At 68.4% G+C, this 18720-nt stretch carries 11 protein-coding genes; 5 read left to right on the forward strand and 6 right to left on the reverse strand.

Going from position 1 to position 18720, the window contains the following annotated elements:
• Positions 1 to 32 precede the first annotated feature (32 nt).
• Positions 33 to 821 (reverse strand): SDR family NAD(P)-dependent oxidoreductase, encoded by a 789-nt coding sequence (locus tag BR07_RS0116815; RefSeq protein ID WP_027506426.1) that lies wholly within the window; start codon positions 819 to 821, stop codon positions 33 to 35.
• Between the two features lie 55 nt (positions 822 to 876).
• Entirely contained in the window at positions 877 to 1506 is a 630-nt protein-coding gene (locus BR07_RS25175; protein ID WP_051613537.1) for a hypothetical protein, read from the reverse strand.
• 214 nt (positions 1507 to 1720) lie between these two features.
• Between BR07_RS25175 and BR07_RS0116825 the strand changes: the two genes are divergently transcribed.
• Positions 1721 to 7189, forward strand: a complete 5469-nt coding sequence (locus tag BR07_RS0116825) for an ATP-binding protein (RefSeq protein WP_027506427.1) — start codon at positions 1721 to 1723, stop codon at positions 7187 to 7189.
• An 82-nt stretch (positions 7190 to 7271) separates the two neighbouring features.
• Here BR07_RS0116825 and BR07_RS27420 read toward each other — a convergent pair whose 3' ends face one another.
• A complete protein-coding gene (locus BR07_RS27420; RefSeq protein ID WP_197027822.1) occupies positions 7272 to 8120 on the reverse strand; it encodes a hypothetical protein in 849 nt (282 codons plus the stop codon).
• Positions 8121 to 8238: 118 nt separating this feature from the next.
• On the opposite strand from BR07_RS27420, the gene BR07_RS0116835 reads away from it, so the two are divergent.
• The gene (locus BR07_RS0116835; RefSeq protein ID WP_027506428.1) at positions 8239 to 9645 is read left to right on the forward strand and encodes an amino acid permease; all 1407 of its coding nucleotides are present in this window, start codon (positions 8239 to 8241) and stop codon (positions 9643 to 9645) included.
• Between the two features lie 16 nt (positions 9646 to 9661).
• On the opposite strand, the gene BR07_RS25185 is transcribed toward BR07_RS0116835, so the two are convergent.
• Together BR07_RS25185 and BR07_RS27895 are read right to left on the reverse strand one after the other, a co-directional pair.
• Entirely contained in the window at positions 9662 to 11194 is a 1533-nt protein-coding gene (locus BR07_RS25185) for an HNH endonuclease signature motif containing protein (protein WP_037186301.1), read from the reverse strand.
• Positions 11195 to 11235: 41 nt separating this feature from the next.
• Complete coding sequence (locus BR07_RS27895; protein ID WP_442970358.1) at positions 11236 to 11529, reverse strand: hypothetical protein; 294 nt, start codon at positions 11527 to 11529, stop codon at positions 11236 to 11238.
• On the opposite strand from BR07_RS27895, the gene BR07_RS0116850 reads away from it, so the two are divergent.
• The 3 genes from BR07_RS0116850 to BR07_RS0116860 all read left to right on the forward strand — a co-directional run bounded on the left by BR07_RS0116850 (position 11518) and on the right by BR07_RS0116860 (position 16149).
• Positions 11518 to 13113, forward strand: coding sequence for an MFS transporter (locus BR07_RS0116850; RefSeq protein ID WP_037186303.1), 1596 nt, complete (start codon positions 11518 to 11520; stop codon positions 13111 to 13113). The genes BR07_RS27895 and BR07_RS0116850 overlap by 12 nt on opposite strands.
• Positions 13114 to 13178: 65 nt before the next feature.
• Positions 13179 to 14951, forward strand: a complete 1773-nt coding sequence (locus BR07_RS25190) for an EAL domain-containing protein (RefSeq protein ID WP_155957082.1) — start codon at positions 13179 to 13181, stop codon at positions 14949 to 14951.
• Between the two features lie 22 nt (positions 14952 to 14973).
• Positions 14974 to 16149, forward strand: coding sequence for a GTP-binding protein (locus tag BR07_RS0116860; RefSeq protein WP_027506430.1), 1176 nt, complete (start codon positions 14974 to 14976; stop codon positions 16147 to 16149).
• A gap of 10 nt (positions 16150 to 16159) precedes the next feature.
• Here the strand turns inward: BR07_RS0116860 and clpB are convergent, their stop codons facing one another.
• Entirely contained in the window at positions 16160 to 18706 is a 2547-nt protein-coding gene (gene clpB / locus BR07_RS0116865) for an ATP-dependent chaperone ClpB (RefSeq protein ID WP_027506431.1), read from the reverse strand.
• Positions 18707 to 18720: the final 14 nt, after the last annotated feature.

Here is an 18720-nt window from a genome sequence, read left to right on the forward strand (position 1 = left end):
CGAGGTCGAGGGTTCGCCCCGGCCGCCGGAGCCTACGTGCGACCGCGCGCGCTGCCGACCAGGGAGACCACGCGGCGAGCGATGGTACGGGGCACCAGACGCGATACCGAAGTCAGTGACTTGTACTGAAGCCCAGGCACACTCAGCACGGTGTTCTTGTCCAGGTCGGCGAGCGAGGCGTCGACGACCTGGTCCACGGAGAGGTACATGAACGACGGAATCGACGACATCTCGATGCCGGCGCGCTCGTGGAACTCGGTCAGCACGAAGCCCGGGCACAGAGCCTGGATGCGGACGCCGGTGCCGGCGAGACCGCCCGCGAGACCCTCGCTGAACGAGACGACGTACGCCTTCGACGCGGAGTACGTGGAACCGCGACCCGACAGCAGGCCGGCGACGCTGGCCACGTTGATCACCGAGCCCTTCGCACCCGCGATCATCGACGGCAGCGCCGCGCGGGTGAACTGCATGACGGCGGTGACGTTGACGTCGAGCTGCGACTGCAGCAGCGCGGGATCCGCCGTCCAGAACTCGCCGGACGTGCCGAAGCCGGCGTTGTTGATCAGGACCTGCACGCCCTCCTGCAGTCGGGCGACCACGGCAGCGCGGCCCTCCTCGGTCGCGAGGTCCGCGCCCAGGATCTCCGACGAGGTGCCGTACGACGCGCGTAGCTCGTCGGCCAGTGCCTCGAGCCTGACGGTGTCGCGGGCGACCAGGACGAGGTCGTGGCCACTGGCGGCGAGACGGCGGGCGAACCCGCCGCCGATGCCGGACGTCGGACCGGTGACGAGTGCGATGGGCCGCGGTGTTGGAGTCGACATGCGCACGAGACTAACGGGTGAGGTTCCTCACGGCAGCACGTGGCTGATGAAACGATCAGTCGTCGCGTCCGGGTGCTGCGCGGCGTCGCGAGGGCGGCAACACGTGCAGAAGGCCGGACAGGCGGGTGACGGCGTCGATCGCGGCGTCCCAGTCGCGTCCCGAACTGCCCACCGGAACGGTGCCCAGCGTCCACGGACCCTCGCTCCACAGCAGCTGCACCACATCGGGCACCGAGTGCGTGAATGCGACCATGCGCTGGTCACAGACTCGCCGTGCCACGTCGAGGTCGGTCGCGAAGATGATGCGCGGACCCAGCGAGCCGAGGAGCTGCATGTCGGCCTCCTTGGGCGGCGGCGTCGTGCGGGACCGCAGATCGAGGTCGACGTCGGATCCCACCTCGCGGCGCACCGCCACGACGGTCGCGGCGTCCTCGAGGTCGAACAGGACGAACTCCTCGCCGCGTCGCACACCCTCGACCACGTCGACGGCACCGAGGAACTCCTGGTTCGCCATGGCCGCGCGCGAGAAGGTCGACGGCAGGTCGGGATCGGCGGGAACGTACTGGTAGCCCTGCGCTTTCGCCCAGATCTGACGCACCCGGCCCTGCTGTCCGCGGCGGGCGCGATCGATGTACAGCAGTGCCACCGCACCGAGGAGTGCGATCAGAGCAAGGCCGAACCACATCGCTGTCATCGCTCTCCACTGTACTTTTCCCGGGGCACGGCGCCGTCGTCGGCCCATCGTGTCATTACCCGCCGGTATACCCGTGGGTAGCGCATCGCCACAGGTCAGTGACCGATCACGACCCTTTCGGGCGTTGGTGAGATGTACTCGCCAGTACGCTCGTGGACCGTCACACTGGCTCGGAAGACACTTTCCCTTCGAGACGGCGGAGCGCATGTTCACACGCATAGCAGTAGTCAACCGAGGCGAAGCAGCTGTTCGCCTCATCCGAGCGGTACGCGAGCTGAACAACGAATCGCGGTCCGCCGAGCCTCTGCGCGTCATCGCTCTGCACACCGACGCCGAGCGGAAGGCGATGTTCGTCCGCCAGGCCGACGAGGCCGTCACGCTCCGCAAGACGGGCGTGCAGAACCCCTACCTCGACTACGTCGAACTCGAGCGCGCACTCGTCGAGGCCCGCGCCGACGCCGTGTGGGTCGGCTGGGGCTTCGTCGCCGAGGACCCGACCTTCGCCGACATCTGCGCTCGCCTGGGCATCACGTTCATCGGCCCGTCCGCTGCCTCGATGCGCCTGCTCGGCGACAAGGTCGAGGCCAAGATCCTCGCCGAGAAGGTGGGCGTCCCGGTCGCGCCGTGGAGCGGTGGTCCCGTCGAGACCCGCGCCGATGCACGTCGGCACGCCGCCGCCATCGGTTATCCCCTGATCATCAAGGCGCGCAGCGGCGGTGGCGGTCGCGGTATCCGCAAGGTCTTCGCCGAGGACGAGCTCGAGCTCGCACTCGAGCGCACCCAGGGTGAGGCCGAGCGCTCGTTCGGCGACCCTGTCGTCTTCCTCGAGCGGCTCGTCACCGAGGCGCGCCACGTCGAGGTCCAGGTCATCGCCGACACCCACGGCAACGTGTGGGCACCCGGCGTCCGCGACTGCTCGATCCAGCGTCGCAACCAGAAGGTCATCGAAGAGTCCAGTTCGGCCGTCCTGACCCGGGAGCAGGCCGACGAGCTGCGCGCCGCCTCCGCGGAGCTGGTCCGCGCCGCCGGGTATCACGGCGCCGGCACGGTGGAGTACCTCTACCAGCCGGAGCAGAAGATCTTCACGTTCCTCGAGGTCAACACGCGCCTGCAGGTCGAGCACCCCATCACCGAGGTGACGACGGGCCTCGACCTGGTCAAGCTGCAGATCCTCGTCGCGGGCGGCCACGTGCTCGAGGGCGACTGCCCGACCGAGTTCGGTCACGCCGTCGAGGCACGACTCAACGCCGAGGATGCAGACAACGGTTTCGCACCGGCGCCCGGCACCGTCCGGTTGCTGAAGTTCCCGCTCGGATCGGGCCTGCGCGTCGACACGGGCATCGCCCAGGGCGACGTCATCCCGCCCGACTACGACTCCATGGTCGCGAAGGTGATCGCCTGGGGCCGTGACCGTTCCGAGGCCCTCGCCCGGCTACGTACGGCGCTTCGCGAGACCACAGTCGTCATCGACGGCGGCACCACCACGAAGTCGTTCCTGCTCGACCTGCTCGACCGCGAGGAGCTCATCGACGCCACTGCCGACACCGGCTGGCTCGACCGCACCGGCGCGGGCACCGCGGAGGGCCCCACCCGCGTCGCTGACGTCGCACTGATCGCCGCGGCCGTCGACGCCTACGACGCGGACGAGGCCCGTGAGCGCGCCAAGTTCCTGCTGTCCGCCCGCGGCGGCCGTCCCCGCGCCAGCCACGACATCGGCCGCACGGTCGAGCTCAACTACCAGGGCCAGGGCTACCGCCTGACCGTCGGCCAGGTGGGACCGCACCGCTACCTGGTCGCGGTCGACGACCACGAGATCACCATCGACATCGAGCGGCTCGGCACCTTCGAGCGTCGCGCCGAGATCGACGGCACCCGCTACTCCGTCGTCACCGTGCCCGGCCCCGCCGGGTATCTCGTCGAGGTCGACGGCGTGAGCCACCAGATCAGCCAGGACGAGGCCGGCCTGGTGCGCGCACCTGCCCCCGCCGTCGTCGTCGCCGTGCCGGTCGCCGTGGGCGACGAGGTCGAGGCGGGACAGACGCTCGTGGTCCTCGAGGCCATGAAGATGGAGACCGCGGTGCGCGCCGCCTCGGCCGGTCGGGTGAGCGAGGTGCTCGCCGTCGTCAACGCACAGGTCGACAACGGCGCGGCGTTGCTGCGCGTCGACCCGATCGGTGAGACGGCCGCCGCCTCCACCACCGCCCGGGTCGAGTTCCGCTCGCCGTGCGGCGACGCCGACCGCGACGACCGCATCGACGCACTGGCCCGTCTCGACGAACTGCGGGCTCTCCTCAGCGGATTCGACGTCAGCGCGTCCCGTGCGCTCGCCACCATCGCCGAGTACGACGCTCTGCGCGGGGCACTCCCGCGCAAGGACGGCGAGCTGGTCCGCGCCGAGCTGGACCTGCTCACCACCTTCGCCGACATGTGCGAGCTGACGCGTAACCGTCCGACCATGGACGAAGAGGGCACCGACGAGCGCGTCCACAGTCCGCGCGAGCACTTCCACGCGTTCCTGCAGTCGCTCGACGCCGACGTCCAGGGCCTGCCGGACGAGTTCCGCGACAAGCTGGCTCGCGCACTGCGGCACTACGACAAGAACGATCTCGATCGCGGCACCGATCTCGAGGAGGCCGTCTACCGACTCTTCCTGGCGCAGCAGCGCATCGAGAACCAGGTGCCGGCCATCGCGGCGCTCCTCGATCGGTGGATCGCCGACCCGTCGGTCGCCCCCGACGCGGACAGCGCCGTCGGTGAGGTGCTCGACCGCCTCGTCGTCGCGACCCAGGTGCGGTACCCGGTGATCGGCGACGTCGCCCGCAACCTCCGTTTCCAGTTGTTCGACGAGCCGCAGATCCGCAAGGCGCGCGAGCAGGTCTACGACGGTGTCCGCGGCAGTCTGCAGTACCTGGCCGAGCGGCCCGACGCCGACGATCACCAGGAGCGCATCGACGCCCTGGTCGCCACGGAGGAGCCGCTCGTGGAGCTGCTCTCCCAGCGCATGTCCGATCCGGGCGCCCTGCTCGAGGTGATCACCCGCCAGTACTACGAGATCCGTGACTTCGAGGACGTGAAGGCCTTCGATCGCGAAGGGCAGCACTATGTCTCGGGCACCTTCACCCTCGTCGGCGGCAAGGTCAACCTGCTCTCGACGATGACCGATCGCGCGGGCCTCTCGTCGACGCTGGTGGCGCTCACCGAGACCGCGGGGCCGGCACCCGAGAACCTCGCGGTGGATCTGTACCTCTCGTGGCCGACAGCTCCCGAGGACGGCGACCAGGTGGTCGAGGAGCTGCGCACCGAGATCGCCGCACACCCGGCGACCACGTCGTGGCGTCGCGTCACGGTCACCGTCTTCGGACGCGGCACCGGCATCTCGCGCCAGGTGACGTTCCGGCCGCAGGCAGGCGTTCTGACAGAGGACGTCTCGCTCCGCGACCTGCATCCGCTCACCGGTCAGCGACTGGACCTGTGGCGCCTCAAGAACTTCGACGGCACCCGCATCCCCTCCGCACCCGGCACGTACCTGTTCGATCTGGTGGCGAAGGACAACCCCAAGGACGAGCGACTGGTCGCCCTGGCCGAGATCCGCGACGCCGCAGTGCAATTCGATGCCCAGGGCAACGTGGTCTCGGTTCCCGCGATCGAGCGCACACTCTCCGCGTGCCTCGACGGCATCCGCCGCGCCCAGGCTCGCCGAGGCAACCGCCGCCTCGACCACAATCGCGTCGTCCTCTACGTGTGGCCGGTGCTGAACCTGCCGCTCGACAAGCTGCGCATCGTGGCCCGGCATCTCGCGCCGCTCACCGTGGCCGCCGGTCTCGAGGAGATCACCATGATGGCCCGCGTCGTGGTGCGCCCCGGCGCGGAGCCCACCATGCAGGCCCTGCGCTTCTCGTACCGACCCGGTACCGGTGTGGTCACCAAGATCACCGACCCGCCCACCGAGCCCATGCGCCCGCTGGACACGTACACGCAGAACGTGCAGCGCTCGCAGGCACGCGGCACCGTGTACCCGTACGAGCTGATCCCCGTGCTGACCAAGCGCGACGGTTCCTTCGTCGAGTACGACCTGGACGAGTCCGGTGCGCTGCAACCCATCTCGCGGCCGTACGGTCAGAACACCGCGGGCATCATCGTGGGCCTGGTGTCCACGCCGACGGCGCTGTACCCGGAGGGCATGACCCGCGTCGCCCTGTTCGGCGATCCGACCAAGGCGTTGGGCACGGTGGCCGAGGCCGAGTGTGCGCGCGTCGTCGCCGCGATCGACCTGGCCGAGGAGATGAACGTCCCTGTCGAGTGGTTCGCGCTCTCCTCAGGCGCGACCATTTCCATGGGCAGCGGCACGGAGAACATGGACTGGGTGTCGCGGGCTCTGCGCCGCATCATCACCTTCACGCAGGCCGGTCACGAGATCAACGTGATCGTCGCGGGCATCAACGTCGGCGCGCAGCCGTACTGGAACGCCGAGGCCACGATGCTCATGCACACCAAGGGCATCCTGGTGATGACGCCGGAGAGCGCGATGGTGCTCACCGGCAAGCAGTCCCTGGACTACTCCGGTGGCGTCTCCGCGGAGGACAACTTCGGCATCGGTGGCTACGACCGCGTCATGGGCCCCAACGGGCAGGCGCAGTACTGGGCTCCGAACCTCGGAGCAGCGTGCGACGTCCTCTTCGCGCACTACGATCACGCGTATCGCGCACCGGGAGAACGCTTCCCGCGCCGCACGACGACCGTCGACCCGGTCGACCGCGACGTGCGGACCTACCCGCACGTCCACCCGTCGAGCGACTTCAAGACCGTCGGCGACATCTTCTCCTCGGCCACCAACCCGGAGCGCAAGAAGCCGTTCGACATCCGCACCGTCATGCGCGCCGTGGTCGATCAGGACCACGCCGTGCTCGAGCGGTGGGCCGACATGGCCGACGCGGACACGTCCGTCGTCTTCGACGCCCACCTCGACGGTTACCCGGTGTCGGTGATCGGCATCGAATCGCGTGCCATCTCGCGCAAGGGATGGTTCCCGTCCGACGGCCCCGACCAGTGGACGTCGGGAACGCTGTTCCCCCGCTCGTCCAAGAAGACGGCCCGTGCGATCAACGCCGCCAGCGGCAACCGCCCGCTGGTGGTGCTGGCCAACCTGTCCGGCTTCGACGGGTCACCGGAGTCGCTGCGCAACCTGCAGCTCGAGTACGGCGCCGAGATCGGCCGTGCCATCGTCAACTTCGACGGACCGATCGTGTTCTGCGTGGTCTCCCGGTATCACGGCGGCGCGTTCGTGGTGTTCTCCGGAGCGCTCAACGAGAACATGGAGGTGCTGGCCGTCGAGGGATCGTTCGCGTCCGTCCTCGGTGGTGCACCGGCCGCAGCAGTGGTCTTCACGCGAGACGTCAACAAGCGCACCGCATCCGACCCGTCCGTCCGCGATCTGGAGGCACGCATGAACTCCTCCGAGGACGACACGGAGCGGGCCCGGTTGCAGGTGGAGCTGTCGGCCACCCGCACCGCGGTGCGCTCGGAGAAGCTCGGTGAGGTGGCGTCCGAGTTCGAGGCGGTGCACAACATCGAGCGAGCGCGGACCGTCGGTTCGGTGCACCACATCGTGGCGGCCGCCGAACTGCGCCCGCAGATCGTCGCGGCTATCGAGCGCGGAATGGCCCGCCAGGCCTGACCTGATCGACAGAGAGACACCCTCCCCCGCGTGTGCGGGGGAGGGTGTCTCTCGTTCGGTGGTGTCGGTCGACGCCCCAGCGTCAGTTGAAGCCGATACCGGCGCTGACGATGACCTCGGCGGTGATGGACCCCTCGGCCAGCGGGGTGCCCTGCACCACGATCGAGGTGCCGGGCGCGAGGTCCGCCACCGTGGCGGCGCCGAGTGCGAGGATCTGCGTGTTCGCGTTCGTCACCACAGTGACGGTGGACCCGCCGATCCCGTCCATGACGATGGTGGTGCCGTCGTTCGAGATGATCGTGCCCACGGAGGCCCCCTGAGACCCCAGCGCCTCCCCCACTCCCCCGGGAATCTGCTCCAGACCCGGCAGCGAGCCCAGCGGCGGGACGCTCGTCGACGGCGGCGCCGTGGTCGTGGGCGGGGCGGAGCGCGGCGTGATGGCCGGCGCCGCGGTGCGCGAGGACGACGTCGAGTCGTACAGCAGATACGCCCCGGTGCCGATGAGTGCGATCACGACGAGCGCCGCCACGACGATGAGTGCGGTCTTCGGACCGCGCGGGGGCTTGCTGTCGCCGTTCTCGAGGAAGGGCGCCTCGCCGTACTGGTTCTGCTGGTACGGGGGCTGCTGGTACTGGGGATAGCCCTGCGTCGGGTAGCCCTGCTGTGCCGGGTAGCCCTGCTGCTGCGGATGACCCTGCTGTGTCGGGTAGCCCTGAGTCGGATACTGCTGCTGCTGGGGGTAGCCCTGCTCGTACGGCGGTTGCTGGGCGTACCAGTCGCCTGCCGGGAGCGCCTCGGTCGGGTTGTAGCCGGACTGCCCGTAGGCCTGGCCCGGATCCGACGTGTGACCGGGAGTGCCGAGGTACTCCGTCGGCTGGTCGCGGTCGCGAGCCGAGTCGTCGTTGTCGCGCGGTCCGGTCGGCGTCGTCATGACCTCAGGATAGTCCCCGAAAAGACCGGGCAAATCGGACGAGATGTGCCGTGCGCCGGGCACCGAACCGACCGTTGTGATCGACTCGGAAGGTTCGCATCTCACGAGGAGAACTGACATGTCGATCGACAACAAGGACGCGGACCCAGTCAGCGCGACCGGACAACCCGGCGCTCTGGGAACCAGCCTGAAACCACGTCACATCACCATGATCTCGATCGCCGGTGTCATCGGCGCCGGACTGTTCGTCGGATCCGCGACCGCGATCAACCTGGCCGGCCCCGCCGTGCTGTTGTCGTATCTGTTCGCCGGCATCCTCGTCGTCCTGGTGATGCGCATGCTCGGGGAGATGGCGACCGCCAACCCCGACACCGGGTCGTTCTCCACGTATGCGACCCGCGCGCTCGGCCATTGGGCCGGGTTCTCCGTCGGGTGGCTCTACTGGTGGTTCTGGGTGCTGGTCATCCCGGTCGAGGCCACGGCCGGTGCGCTGATCATGTCGTCGTGGATCGGCGGTGACCAGTGGATCTGGGCGCTCGCCATCACGCTGATCCTCACCGTCACCAACCTGCTGAGCGTGGGCAACTACGGCGAGTTCGAGTTCTGGTTCGCGCTCATCAAGGTGGTCGCGATCATCGGGTTCATCGCGCTCGGCGTGCTCGCGATCCTGGGTCTGCTGCCGGGCAGCGACGTCAGCGGGGTATCGCACCTGTGGTCGGACGGCGGGTTCATGCCCTTCGGTTTCGGTGCCGTCATCGCCGCCATGCTCACGACGATGTTCTCGTTCATGGGCACCGAGATCGTCACCATCGCCGCCGCGGAGTCGCCCGATCCGAAGAAGGGCATCACCCGCGCGGTCAACTCGGTGATCTGGCGCATCATGATCTTCTACCTCGGCTCGATCTTCATCGTCGTCGCCCTGGTGCCGGCCGCGGAGCTCGACGCCGAGACCGGCTCGTACCAGTTCGTGTTGGGGCAGATGAACATTCCGCACGCGGACCGCATCATGGACGTCGTCATCCTCACCGCCGTCGCCTCGTGCCTGAATTCCGCGCTGTACACGGCGAGCCGCATGCTGTTCTCGCTGTCCGAGCGTGGCGACGCCCCCGCGGCGGTACGCAAGGTATCGAGCCGCGGCGTGCCCTACGTCGCCGTACTGGCCTCCACCGCACTAGGATTCGTGGCCGTCGTCGGCAACTACGCGCTGCCGGAGAAACTGTTCGGGTACCTGCTCGCGACCACCGGGGCCGTGGCTCTCTTCGTGTACCTCGCCATCGCGGCCAGCCAGTTGGTGTTGCGGCGCACGCTCGACCGGGAGGGTCGCCGACCTCCGGTGCGCATGTGGCTGTATCCGTGGCTGACGTATCTGGCGATCGGCTTCATCGTCGTCGTCCTCGTGATGATGGTGATCATGCCGGAGCAGCGGACGGCCATCGGCTTCTCCGCGGTGCTGGCAGCGGTCACCGTGGTGGCCGGTGTGCTGCGTCAGCGACGCGTGACCGCCGCCGAATCCGCGCGCGTCTGACAGCCCCGCTCGTCGTTCAGAACGGTGGCGGGTCGTCGATCGCTGCGGCTTCTCGAGCTCGGCGGTTGCGTGCCCGTTCAGCGCGTCGCCGCGCATGAACGGCCGCAAGGCGAGTGCGTCGTCTCGTCGGTGGCGACTCGGTCCCGGGCGGCGGGTGCACCACTGGGTCGTCGAAGGTGACGTCGGCCAGTTCCGGGTGGAGGTCGTATCCGTTGTGAGCCGGACCGGGAACGGTGCGACCCTCCGGGGTGGTGACGGTCGAGAGGACTCTGCCGGGTAGCTCCGGGTCGGGGTACTGATCGTCGAGGAAGTCGGTGAACGTCTTCAGAGTGTGGTGAAAGCGGCACTTGCCGTTGAGATTCACCGCCGTGGTCTGTCCACCGGCGGCCGGGTCGTCGTGGTCGTACTCGGTCACGTGGTCGAGGTCCGCCGTCACCGCCGGGTTGTTGCATCCGGGCCACGTGCAGTACTGGTCCCGGGCACGGACGAACGTCTCGAGTGCCGCGCTGGGCCGATACGGGTCGGCCGGCTGATGGGCTGCGGGCGTCGCGTCCATCCGTCGACGCACGGCATCGGAACGGTTCGCCAGATCCCGCAGGTGGTCGGGCGAGATGACACCGTGACCGTGCAGGAAGCCGGAGCGGCCGGACGTGTCGGGGGCTGCACCTTCCGGGCTCGATGCAGCTGGGGTGGCCGCATCCAGAGTGGCCGCGTCACCGACCACGTGCACGACGACGGTGGTCGCGCTGATCGAGTCGGGGTCGGTCTCCGTGTGTGTGCACGTGAGATCGCCGCACTGACAACCGAATCCGGTGCCGGTAACGAGCGCGAACAGTGCGTCGGACGCGCGAGCGTTACGGCTGCGCGGATCGCGCGAGCAGACGTTCGCAGCAAGAGCCTCGACACGGGTTGCGACGAGCAGCGCGTCCTCGGCCGCCAGGGTGGCACCGACGGCCGCCATGCCGTCGGGAGCGTTCTCGACCCAGAAGGAGCGATTCTCCTTGGCCTTGATGCGCCTCTCGCGCACCGCATCAGGATCATGACGATGAACGACGCAGTCGACCATGTCCCGAAGCCGGGTGTCGGACCACGAACGGCGACGCCGAAGGGCGGCAGCGATCTCGGCGTCGACCTCGTCGGCGTAGTCGCGGCCGTCGACCAGATCGGTACGAGTGACGATGGTGTGCAGGTGTTTCGGCGCGAGCAGCCCGTCCCGCAGACACTCTGCGACACGCGGCAGGCGATCGCGCAACACGAGGGCGCGAAAGAGAATGCCGTCGGCGGCACCCTGACTGACGGACAGCACGGTGGCGATGCGGGCGGCGCACTGCGTCGCCGCGTCCAGGCGTCGGCGGTCCGAGGCCTCGACCGGCGCGACGATCAGGGCGTGGAGGTGCGCGGCCGCCCGGTAGCGAGTCCACTCCAGGAAGCCGAGGCCGGCGGTCGCGTGAACGACGGTGTCCAGAGCCTCCTCGATCGACGCATCGGTCAGCGCCACCGGAAGGCCCATGGCCTCCGGATCCTGCTGCGCCCACCCCGACTCGAACATGTGTGCGAAGATAACAGGAGCCACCGACACCGTCAGAAATGTCAACGAGCGAGGTCTGCCGCCAGTTCCGCGACGCGTGTCCGCGCCTCGTGCGGCTCCACCACCTCGAGGTGATCGGCGAACTGCAGCAGTTGCCGTACCCCCTCGATGGTCGAGTATCTGATCGACATCTGCGTCCAGCCGCACCACGAATGTCCGGGTCGCCCCCGTCGACTGACCCGAGCGTGACGGCCACCACACTCGATTGACCGTGACGCAGCGACACAGTTACCTTCGGTCCACCTTCTATGCGCTACCGCATAGAACCGACGGAGCGGGGTTCCATGGCACTGCATCAGGCACCACCCACCACCTCGCTGTCAGGGCGAGGCCGCGCGCTGGCGCTCCTCGTCATCTGCGCGGCCGAGTTGCTGGTGGTCCTCGACAACACCATCGTCAACGTCGCGCTGCCGTCCATCGGCGTCGAGCTCCAGACCTCGATGTCCGGCCTGCAGTGGGTGGTCGACGCCTACACACTGACGTTTGCCGGCTTCCTGTTGGCGCTCGGGCACTTCGGCGATCGGTACGGACGCCGCCGCGTCATGATCATCGGCCTGCTCGGGGTGGCGGCGCTGTCGGTGGTGGGGGCGCTGTCGAGTGACCTCGGCCAGGTCATCGCGGCACGCGCCGTCATGGGCGTCTTCGCGGCGGCAGTGTTCCCGGCGACGCTGGCCATGATCATCACCATCTTCACCGACCCCCGTGAGAAGGCACTGGCCATCGCCGCCTGGACGGCCATGGCCGGCTTCGCCATCGCGATCGGTCCGACCGCGGGTGGCTATCTGCTGGAACACTTCTCGTGGCACTCGGTCTTCTGGATCAACGTGCCCGTGGCACTCGTCGTGGCCCTCGCCGCTCGGGTTCTGGTCCCGGAGTCGCGCGCCGAGCACGTCGGCCGCTTCGACGTCGTCGGACTCGTGTCCTCCTTGGTAGCGATCACGGCACTGGTGTGGACGATCATCGAGGCCCCGCATCGCGGATGGCTGTCGGCCACCTCCCTCGCCGGCTACGCGCTCTCCGCCGTGGCGATCGCCGGCTTCCTCGCGTGGGAGAAGCGCACGGCCGCTCCGGTTCTCGATCTGACTCTGTTCGCGAACCGTCGCTTCTCGCTCCCGGCCCTGTCGATCGCCGTCGGCTACTTCTCCATGTTCGGCTTCCTGTTCATGATCACCCAGTACTTCCAGGGCGTCCGCGAGTACTCACCGCTCGAGTTCGGCCTGCACTCACTGCCGTTCGCGGTGGCCGTGGGCGTGGGCGCACCGATCGCCACGCTGATCGCTCAGCGCTTCGGTGCCACCGCCGTCATCGTGCTGGGACTGCTCATCGTCAGTACGGGGATGGCCATCGCCGGCCAGACCACCGTGGACACGCCCTATGTCGGCCCGGTATTGCTGTCGATGGTCCTCATGGGACTGGGACTGGCCGTCGTCCAGGGACCCGCGACCGACTCCATCATGTCCGCAGTCGACCTGGACGGCGCCGGCGCCGGGTCGGCGGTCAACGACACGACACGCGAGATCGGCGGCACACTCGGTGTGGCGGTACTGGGTTCGATCGTCGCCTCGGTCTACTCTGCGCGGGTCACCCCCTTGGTCGATGCGGTGCCCTCGTCGCTGATGACGGACGGCGAGAAGGGTTTCGCGTCCGAAACCGTCATCGCGGTGATCGAGATGGCGAAGCGTCCCACGCCGTCGCTGTTCGAACAGCAGAAGGCGGAACTGATTCTGGCGATGAAGTCCGCAAGTCTCGAAGGATTCCAGTTCGCCTCGTACGTCACGGTGTCCGCGTGCCTGGCGTGCGCCGTGGCCGTCGCGATCTGCATGCCGTGGAAGCCCGCCGCCGACTCGGTTCTGGCCGCAGCACGAACTCGCCGCCGGTAGTCTGACGTCGGAGTGTGCTGATTCCCAGCGCACTCCGGCGCCGCAGACCGTCGAAACGAGTCGTCGTGAGATCACAGCGGATCAGTCCTGATCCGGTTCTGTCGTTTCTCGCGTTGACGCCGAGACCAGCAGAACGATCTCGCGCCGTCATCGCGGGCATCACGGTGCTCGTCGGCGTCGCCGGCCTGCTGCTCCTGCCCTCCGACGCCCTCCGACCGGGCGGCGCGGTGTGGATACTTCTGTTCTCCGCCACGACCGTTCCCGTCGCGGTCGCCTGGTTCACGACCACGCGTCCGAGGCACTTCGAGACCGCCTACGTCGTCTACGCCGACGTGGGCGTGCTCACCGTCGTGACGATGTACGACTCCGCGTTCCTGTCGATGCCGGCATGCGCCGTACTGGTGCTGGTCTCCCTGTTCGCAGCGGCGTTCACCGACACCCTCACCCTCACATTGCATGTCGCCTTCTCTTGCGGCCTGCTCGTCGTGCTCGCCGCCGTCTCGGTCGAGCAGGGCACGGAGATCTGGCTCGTGCTGTCACGCACGCTCGCGCTGATGAGCATGTTCGCCACGCCCTTCGTCATCCGCATGTACGTCTCCTACCTCCGCCGACAGGTCGAGGCCTCGCAACGCGATCCACTCACGGGGTTGCTGACGCGGCGCGGGCTCTACAACCGGGTGACGTCGCAATCGCAGTCCGTGCAGAGTCGCCGCACCGCTCTCGGCGTCTTCGTCGAGATCGCCGACTTCGCGGACGTCGAGCAGCGTTTCGGCCGCGGCTCGGGCCGGGAGGTGCTCGAGGAGATCGCCGAGCGGCTCACCACCGAGGCTCCGGCGGACGCCGTCGCGGCACGGTTGAGCACCTCGCAGTTCCTGTGTGTGCTTCTCGTCGGTCCGGACGGTTCCGCCGATCGCGCGATGCGGGATCTGGCCACCGGACTCGAGAGCACCCCTCTGCGCAGCGCACCGGTCACGGTTCTGACGGGCTCGGTGGCGGAGACCGTCGACCCGCATGCCGACGTGGGCACCACCCTGCACCACCTGATGACGCGCGCGGAGGCGACGATGCAGCGTCGCCACGCCAGTCGGGCGTCCGCGTCGGCGGACCTCCGCGACCGCATCGCGGCGCTCATCGCGTCGGGCGGCCCGAGCATCGTCTTCCAGCCCGTCTGCACCACCGACACGGGAGCCGTCGTCGGCTACGAGGCATTGTCGCGATTCCCCGACGGGTACGGCTCACCGCAGACGTGGTTCACCGACGCGTCGGCCGTCGGCCTGCGCGTGGACCTCGAACTCAGTGCCATCCACGCGGCGATCACCGCGTCCAGCGTGCTGCCATCGGGCGCCTTCGTGGCGGTCAACACCTCGGCGGACACCATCCTGTCCAGCGATCTCGCCGCGGACCTGATCGGGCGCGGCGACAGGGGCAGGCGCTGGATCGTGGAGGTGACCGAACACGACCGCATCGACGACTACGACGGGATGGGCGTCGCCGTCGAGATGTTGCGCTCGGCGGGCGTCCTCATCTCGGTGGACGACGTGGGAACCGGCTACTCGGGTCTGCGCCAACTGGTGGAACTACGTCCCGGCGTGGTCAAACTCGACGCCTCGATCGTGCGCGGCATCGACACCGACCCCATGCGTCGTGCCGCCGCCGTCAGCATCGTCACGTTCTCGCGGGAGATCGGTGCCGTCTGCATCTTCGAGGGCGTGGAGACCGCCGAGGAACTCGCCACGGCGCGCGAGGTGGGAGCGGATCTGGTGCAGGGATACCTGCTCGGCCGCCCCGCACCCGCCTCGGAACTGCTCGTGAGGGACACCCCCCACCCGACTTCTTGATGACAATGATTATCATCAAGGCATGGCCCCTATGCTCCCCGTCACCGTCCTGTCCGGCTTCCTCGGCGCCGGCAAGACCACCATCCTGGAACACGTGCTCGCGAACCGGCAGGGTCTCAGGGTCGCGGTCATCGTGAACGACATGAGCGAGATCAACATCGACGCGAGGCTCATCGACGGGTCGGTCACCGGGTCGACCACGCTGGTCCGCACCGAGGAGCGGCTGGTCGAACTCACCAATGGCTGCATCTGCTGCACGCTTCGCGACGACCTCATCGAGGCCGTGGGCACGCTGGCGTCGGCAGGCGACATCGACTACCTGCTGATCGAATCGACAGGTGTCTCCGAGCCCCTGCCCGTCGCGGCATCGTTCGACTGGGTCTTCGAGCCCCGAGAGTGGGAGCCGCAGAGCGACGCGCCCGTCAGCCTCGGCACCCTGGCCCGCCTGGACACGATGGTGACGGTCGTGGACGCCTCCACCTTCCTCACGGAGATCTCCCGCGGCGACACACTCGACGACCGCGAGCTCGACGTCGCCGAGGGTGACGAGCGATCCATCTCGGACCTCCTCGTGGACCAGGTGGAATTCGCCGACATCGTGCTGATCAGCAAGACGGACCTCGTCTCCGACGCTCTCGCCGGAGCCACCGACGCCGCCGTGCGACGGCTCAATCCCCGCGCCGAGGTCGTGCGCACGATCAACGGGGCCATCGACCCCGCCCGAATCCTCGACACCGGTCTCTACGACCCCGAGGCCGCGCTACTCGCCCCGGGCTGGGACGACGAGCTCACCGGCACCCACGTGCCGGAGAGCGAGCAGTTCGGCATCTCGAGCTTCGTCTACACCGCCGACCGGCCGTTCCACCCCACGCGCCTGAACCGAACACTCGACCGGTTGCACGATGTGTTGCGAAGCAAAGGTTTCTGCTGGATCGCGTCGCGACCGGACCGGGCGGCGGTGTGGTCGCAAGCGGGCCCGAACCTCACCATCGACGGTGCGCAACCGTGGTCGGAGATCGACGTTCCGGCCGGCCAGGAGATCGTCGTCATCGGAGTACGACTACGCCCGGACATGGTTCGTGACCTTCTCGACACCGCACTGCTGACAGACGCGGAGGTGACAGCGGGTCCGGACGCCTGGAGGGGCTATCCGGACCCGTTGCCCGAGTGGACGATCGATGTTCACGTGCACGGTTGACGCGTCGATCTCAACTCAGCTCGAGCGTCGCGCCGTCCTCCGACGTGTCCACCGTGACCGTGTCACCGTCGACGACCTTGCCCGCCAGCAGCAGCTTGGCCAACTGATCGCCGATGGCCTGCTGGATGAGTCGACGCAGCGGCCGGGCGCCGTACTGCGGGTCGTAACCCCGTACGGCCAACCAGAACCGGGCCGACGGCGTGACGTCCAGCGTGAGTCGACGAGCCGACAGGCGGCGCTGCAGTTGCAGTAGCTGGATGTCGACGATGGACTGCAGCTGCTCCTCGCTCAGGGCGTCGAAGACGACCACGTCGTCGAGCCGGTTCACGAACTCCGGCTTGAACGCGCTGCGCACCGCCGCCATCACATGGTCCCTGTCGCCACCCGCACCGAGATTCGAGGTGAGGATCAGGATCGTGTTGCGGAAGTCCACCGTTCGGCCCTGACCGTCGGTCAGACGGCCCTCGTCGAGCACGGCGAGCAGGATGTCGAACACGTCCGGGTGCGCCTTCTCGACCTCGTCGAACAGCACCACTGTGTACGGCCGACGACGCACGGCCTCGGTCAGCTGACCACCGGCCTCGTACCCGACGTATCCGGGCGGGGCACCGACCAGTCGAGCCACCGAGTGCTTCTCGCTGTACTCGCTCATGTCGATGCGGATCATGGCACGCTCGTCGTCGAACAGGAAGTCCGCCAACGACTTCGCGAGCTCTGTCTTGCCGACGCCCGTCGGTCCGAGGAACAGGAACGACCCGGTGGGCCGGTTCGGATCGGACACCCCGGCACGAGCGCGGCGCACCGCGTCGGACACGGCCTGGACCGCGTCGTCCTGACCGACGACACGCCTGCCCAGCTCGTCCTCCATCCGGAGGAGCTTCGCCGTCTCACCCTCGAGCATCCGGCCCGCGGGGATACCGGTCCACGCCGCGACCACGTCGGCGACGTCGTCCGGGCCGACCTCTTCCTTCAACATCACGTCACCCTGGGGAACGGTGGCCGCGGTCTTCTCCGCGAGCTCCTTCTCCAGCGACGGGATGCGTCCGTAGCGCAGCTCCGCGGCCTTGCCCAGATCACCGTCGCGCTCGGCCCGCTCGGACTCGCCGCGCAGCGCTTCGAGCTGCTCCTTGAGGTCGCGCACCGAATCGATGGCGTTCTTCTCGTTCTGCCAGCGCGTGCTCAGTTCGGCCAGCTTCTCCTTGCTGTCCGCCAGCTCACCGCGCAGCTTCTCGAGACGGGTCTTCGACGCGTCGTCGGTCTCCTTGGCCAGCGCCATCTCCTCGATCTCGAGTCGGCGCACGACACGCTCGATCTCGTCGATCTCGACTGGACGCGAGTCGATCTCCATGCGGAGGCGGGACGCGGCCTCGTCGACGAGGTCGATGGCCTTGTCCGGCAGGAACCGTGAGGTGATGTAGCGATCCGACAGTGTGGCGGCGGCGACCAGGGCGGAGTCGGTGATGCGCACACCGTGGTGCACCTCGTACCGCTCCTTGAGGCCGCGCAGGATGCCGACCGCGTCGTCCACGGACGGCTCACCGACCAACACCTGCTGGAACCGGCGCTCGAGTGCGGCGTCCTTCTCGATGTACTTGCGGTACTCGTCGAGCGTCGTGGCGCCCACCAACCGCAGCTCACCACGCGCGAGCATCGGCTTGATCATGTTGCCCGCGTCCATGGCGGACTCGCCCGTCGCGCCCGCACCGACGATGGTGTGCAGCTCGTCGATGAACGTGATGACCTGGCCGGCCGAGTTCTTGATGTCGTCGAGCACGGCCTTGAGCCGCTCCTCGAACTCACCGCGGTACTTGGCGCCCGCGACCATCGATCCCAGGTCGAGCGACACGACGGTCTTGCCGCGCAGGCTCTCCGGGACGTCGCCGGCGACGATGCGCTGCGCGAGGCCCTCGACGATCGCGGTCTTGCCGACGCCGGGCTCACCGATGAGCACCGGGTTGTTCTTGGTACGGCGCGAGAGCACCTGCACCACACGACGGATCTCGGTGTCGCGACCGATGACCGGATCGAGCTTGCCGCTGCGTGCGGCCTCGGTGAGGTCGGTCGAGTACTTCTCCAGAGCCTGGTACGTCGCCTCCGGGTCCGGGCTCGTGACGCGGGCACTGCCACGCACGGTGGTGAACGCCTCGCGCAGCGCCGCCGGTGTCGCCCCGTTCCTCTGGAGCAGCGTCGCGACATCGGAATCGCCCGTCGAGAGTCCGACCACCAGGTGCTCGGTCGAGACGTACTCGTCGTCGAGTTCGGTGGCCAGCTGTTGAGCGGCGGTGATCGCGCCCAGCGCGTCACGTCCGAGCTGCGGCTGGGTGGTGGAGCCGGTGGCCGAGGGCATACGGTCCACCAGAGTCTGCGCCTGCGAGCGGATCGCGCTCGGGTCGACGCCGACAGCCTTCAGCAACGGCGCGGCGATGCCGTCCGTCTGGTCGAGCAGTGCGACGAGCAGGTGAGCCGGCCGGATGTCCGGGTTGCCCGCTGCGGATGCCGACTGCAGTGCAGCGGTCAACGCTGCCTGGGTCTTCGTGGTGGGAGTGAACGAGTCCACCGGTCACCTTCCTT

The organism is Rhodococcus sp. UNC23MFCrub1.1, assembly GCF_000686025.1.
Classification (GTDB): Bacteria; Actinomycetota; Actinomycetes; order Mycobacteriales; family Mycobacteriaceae; genus Rhodococcoides.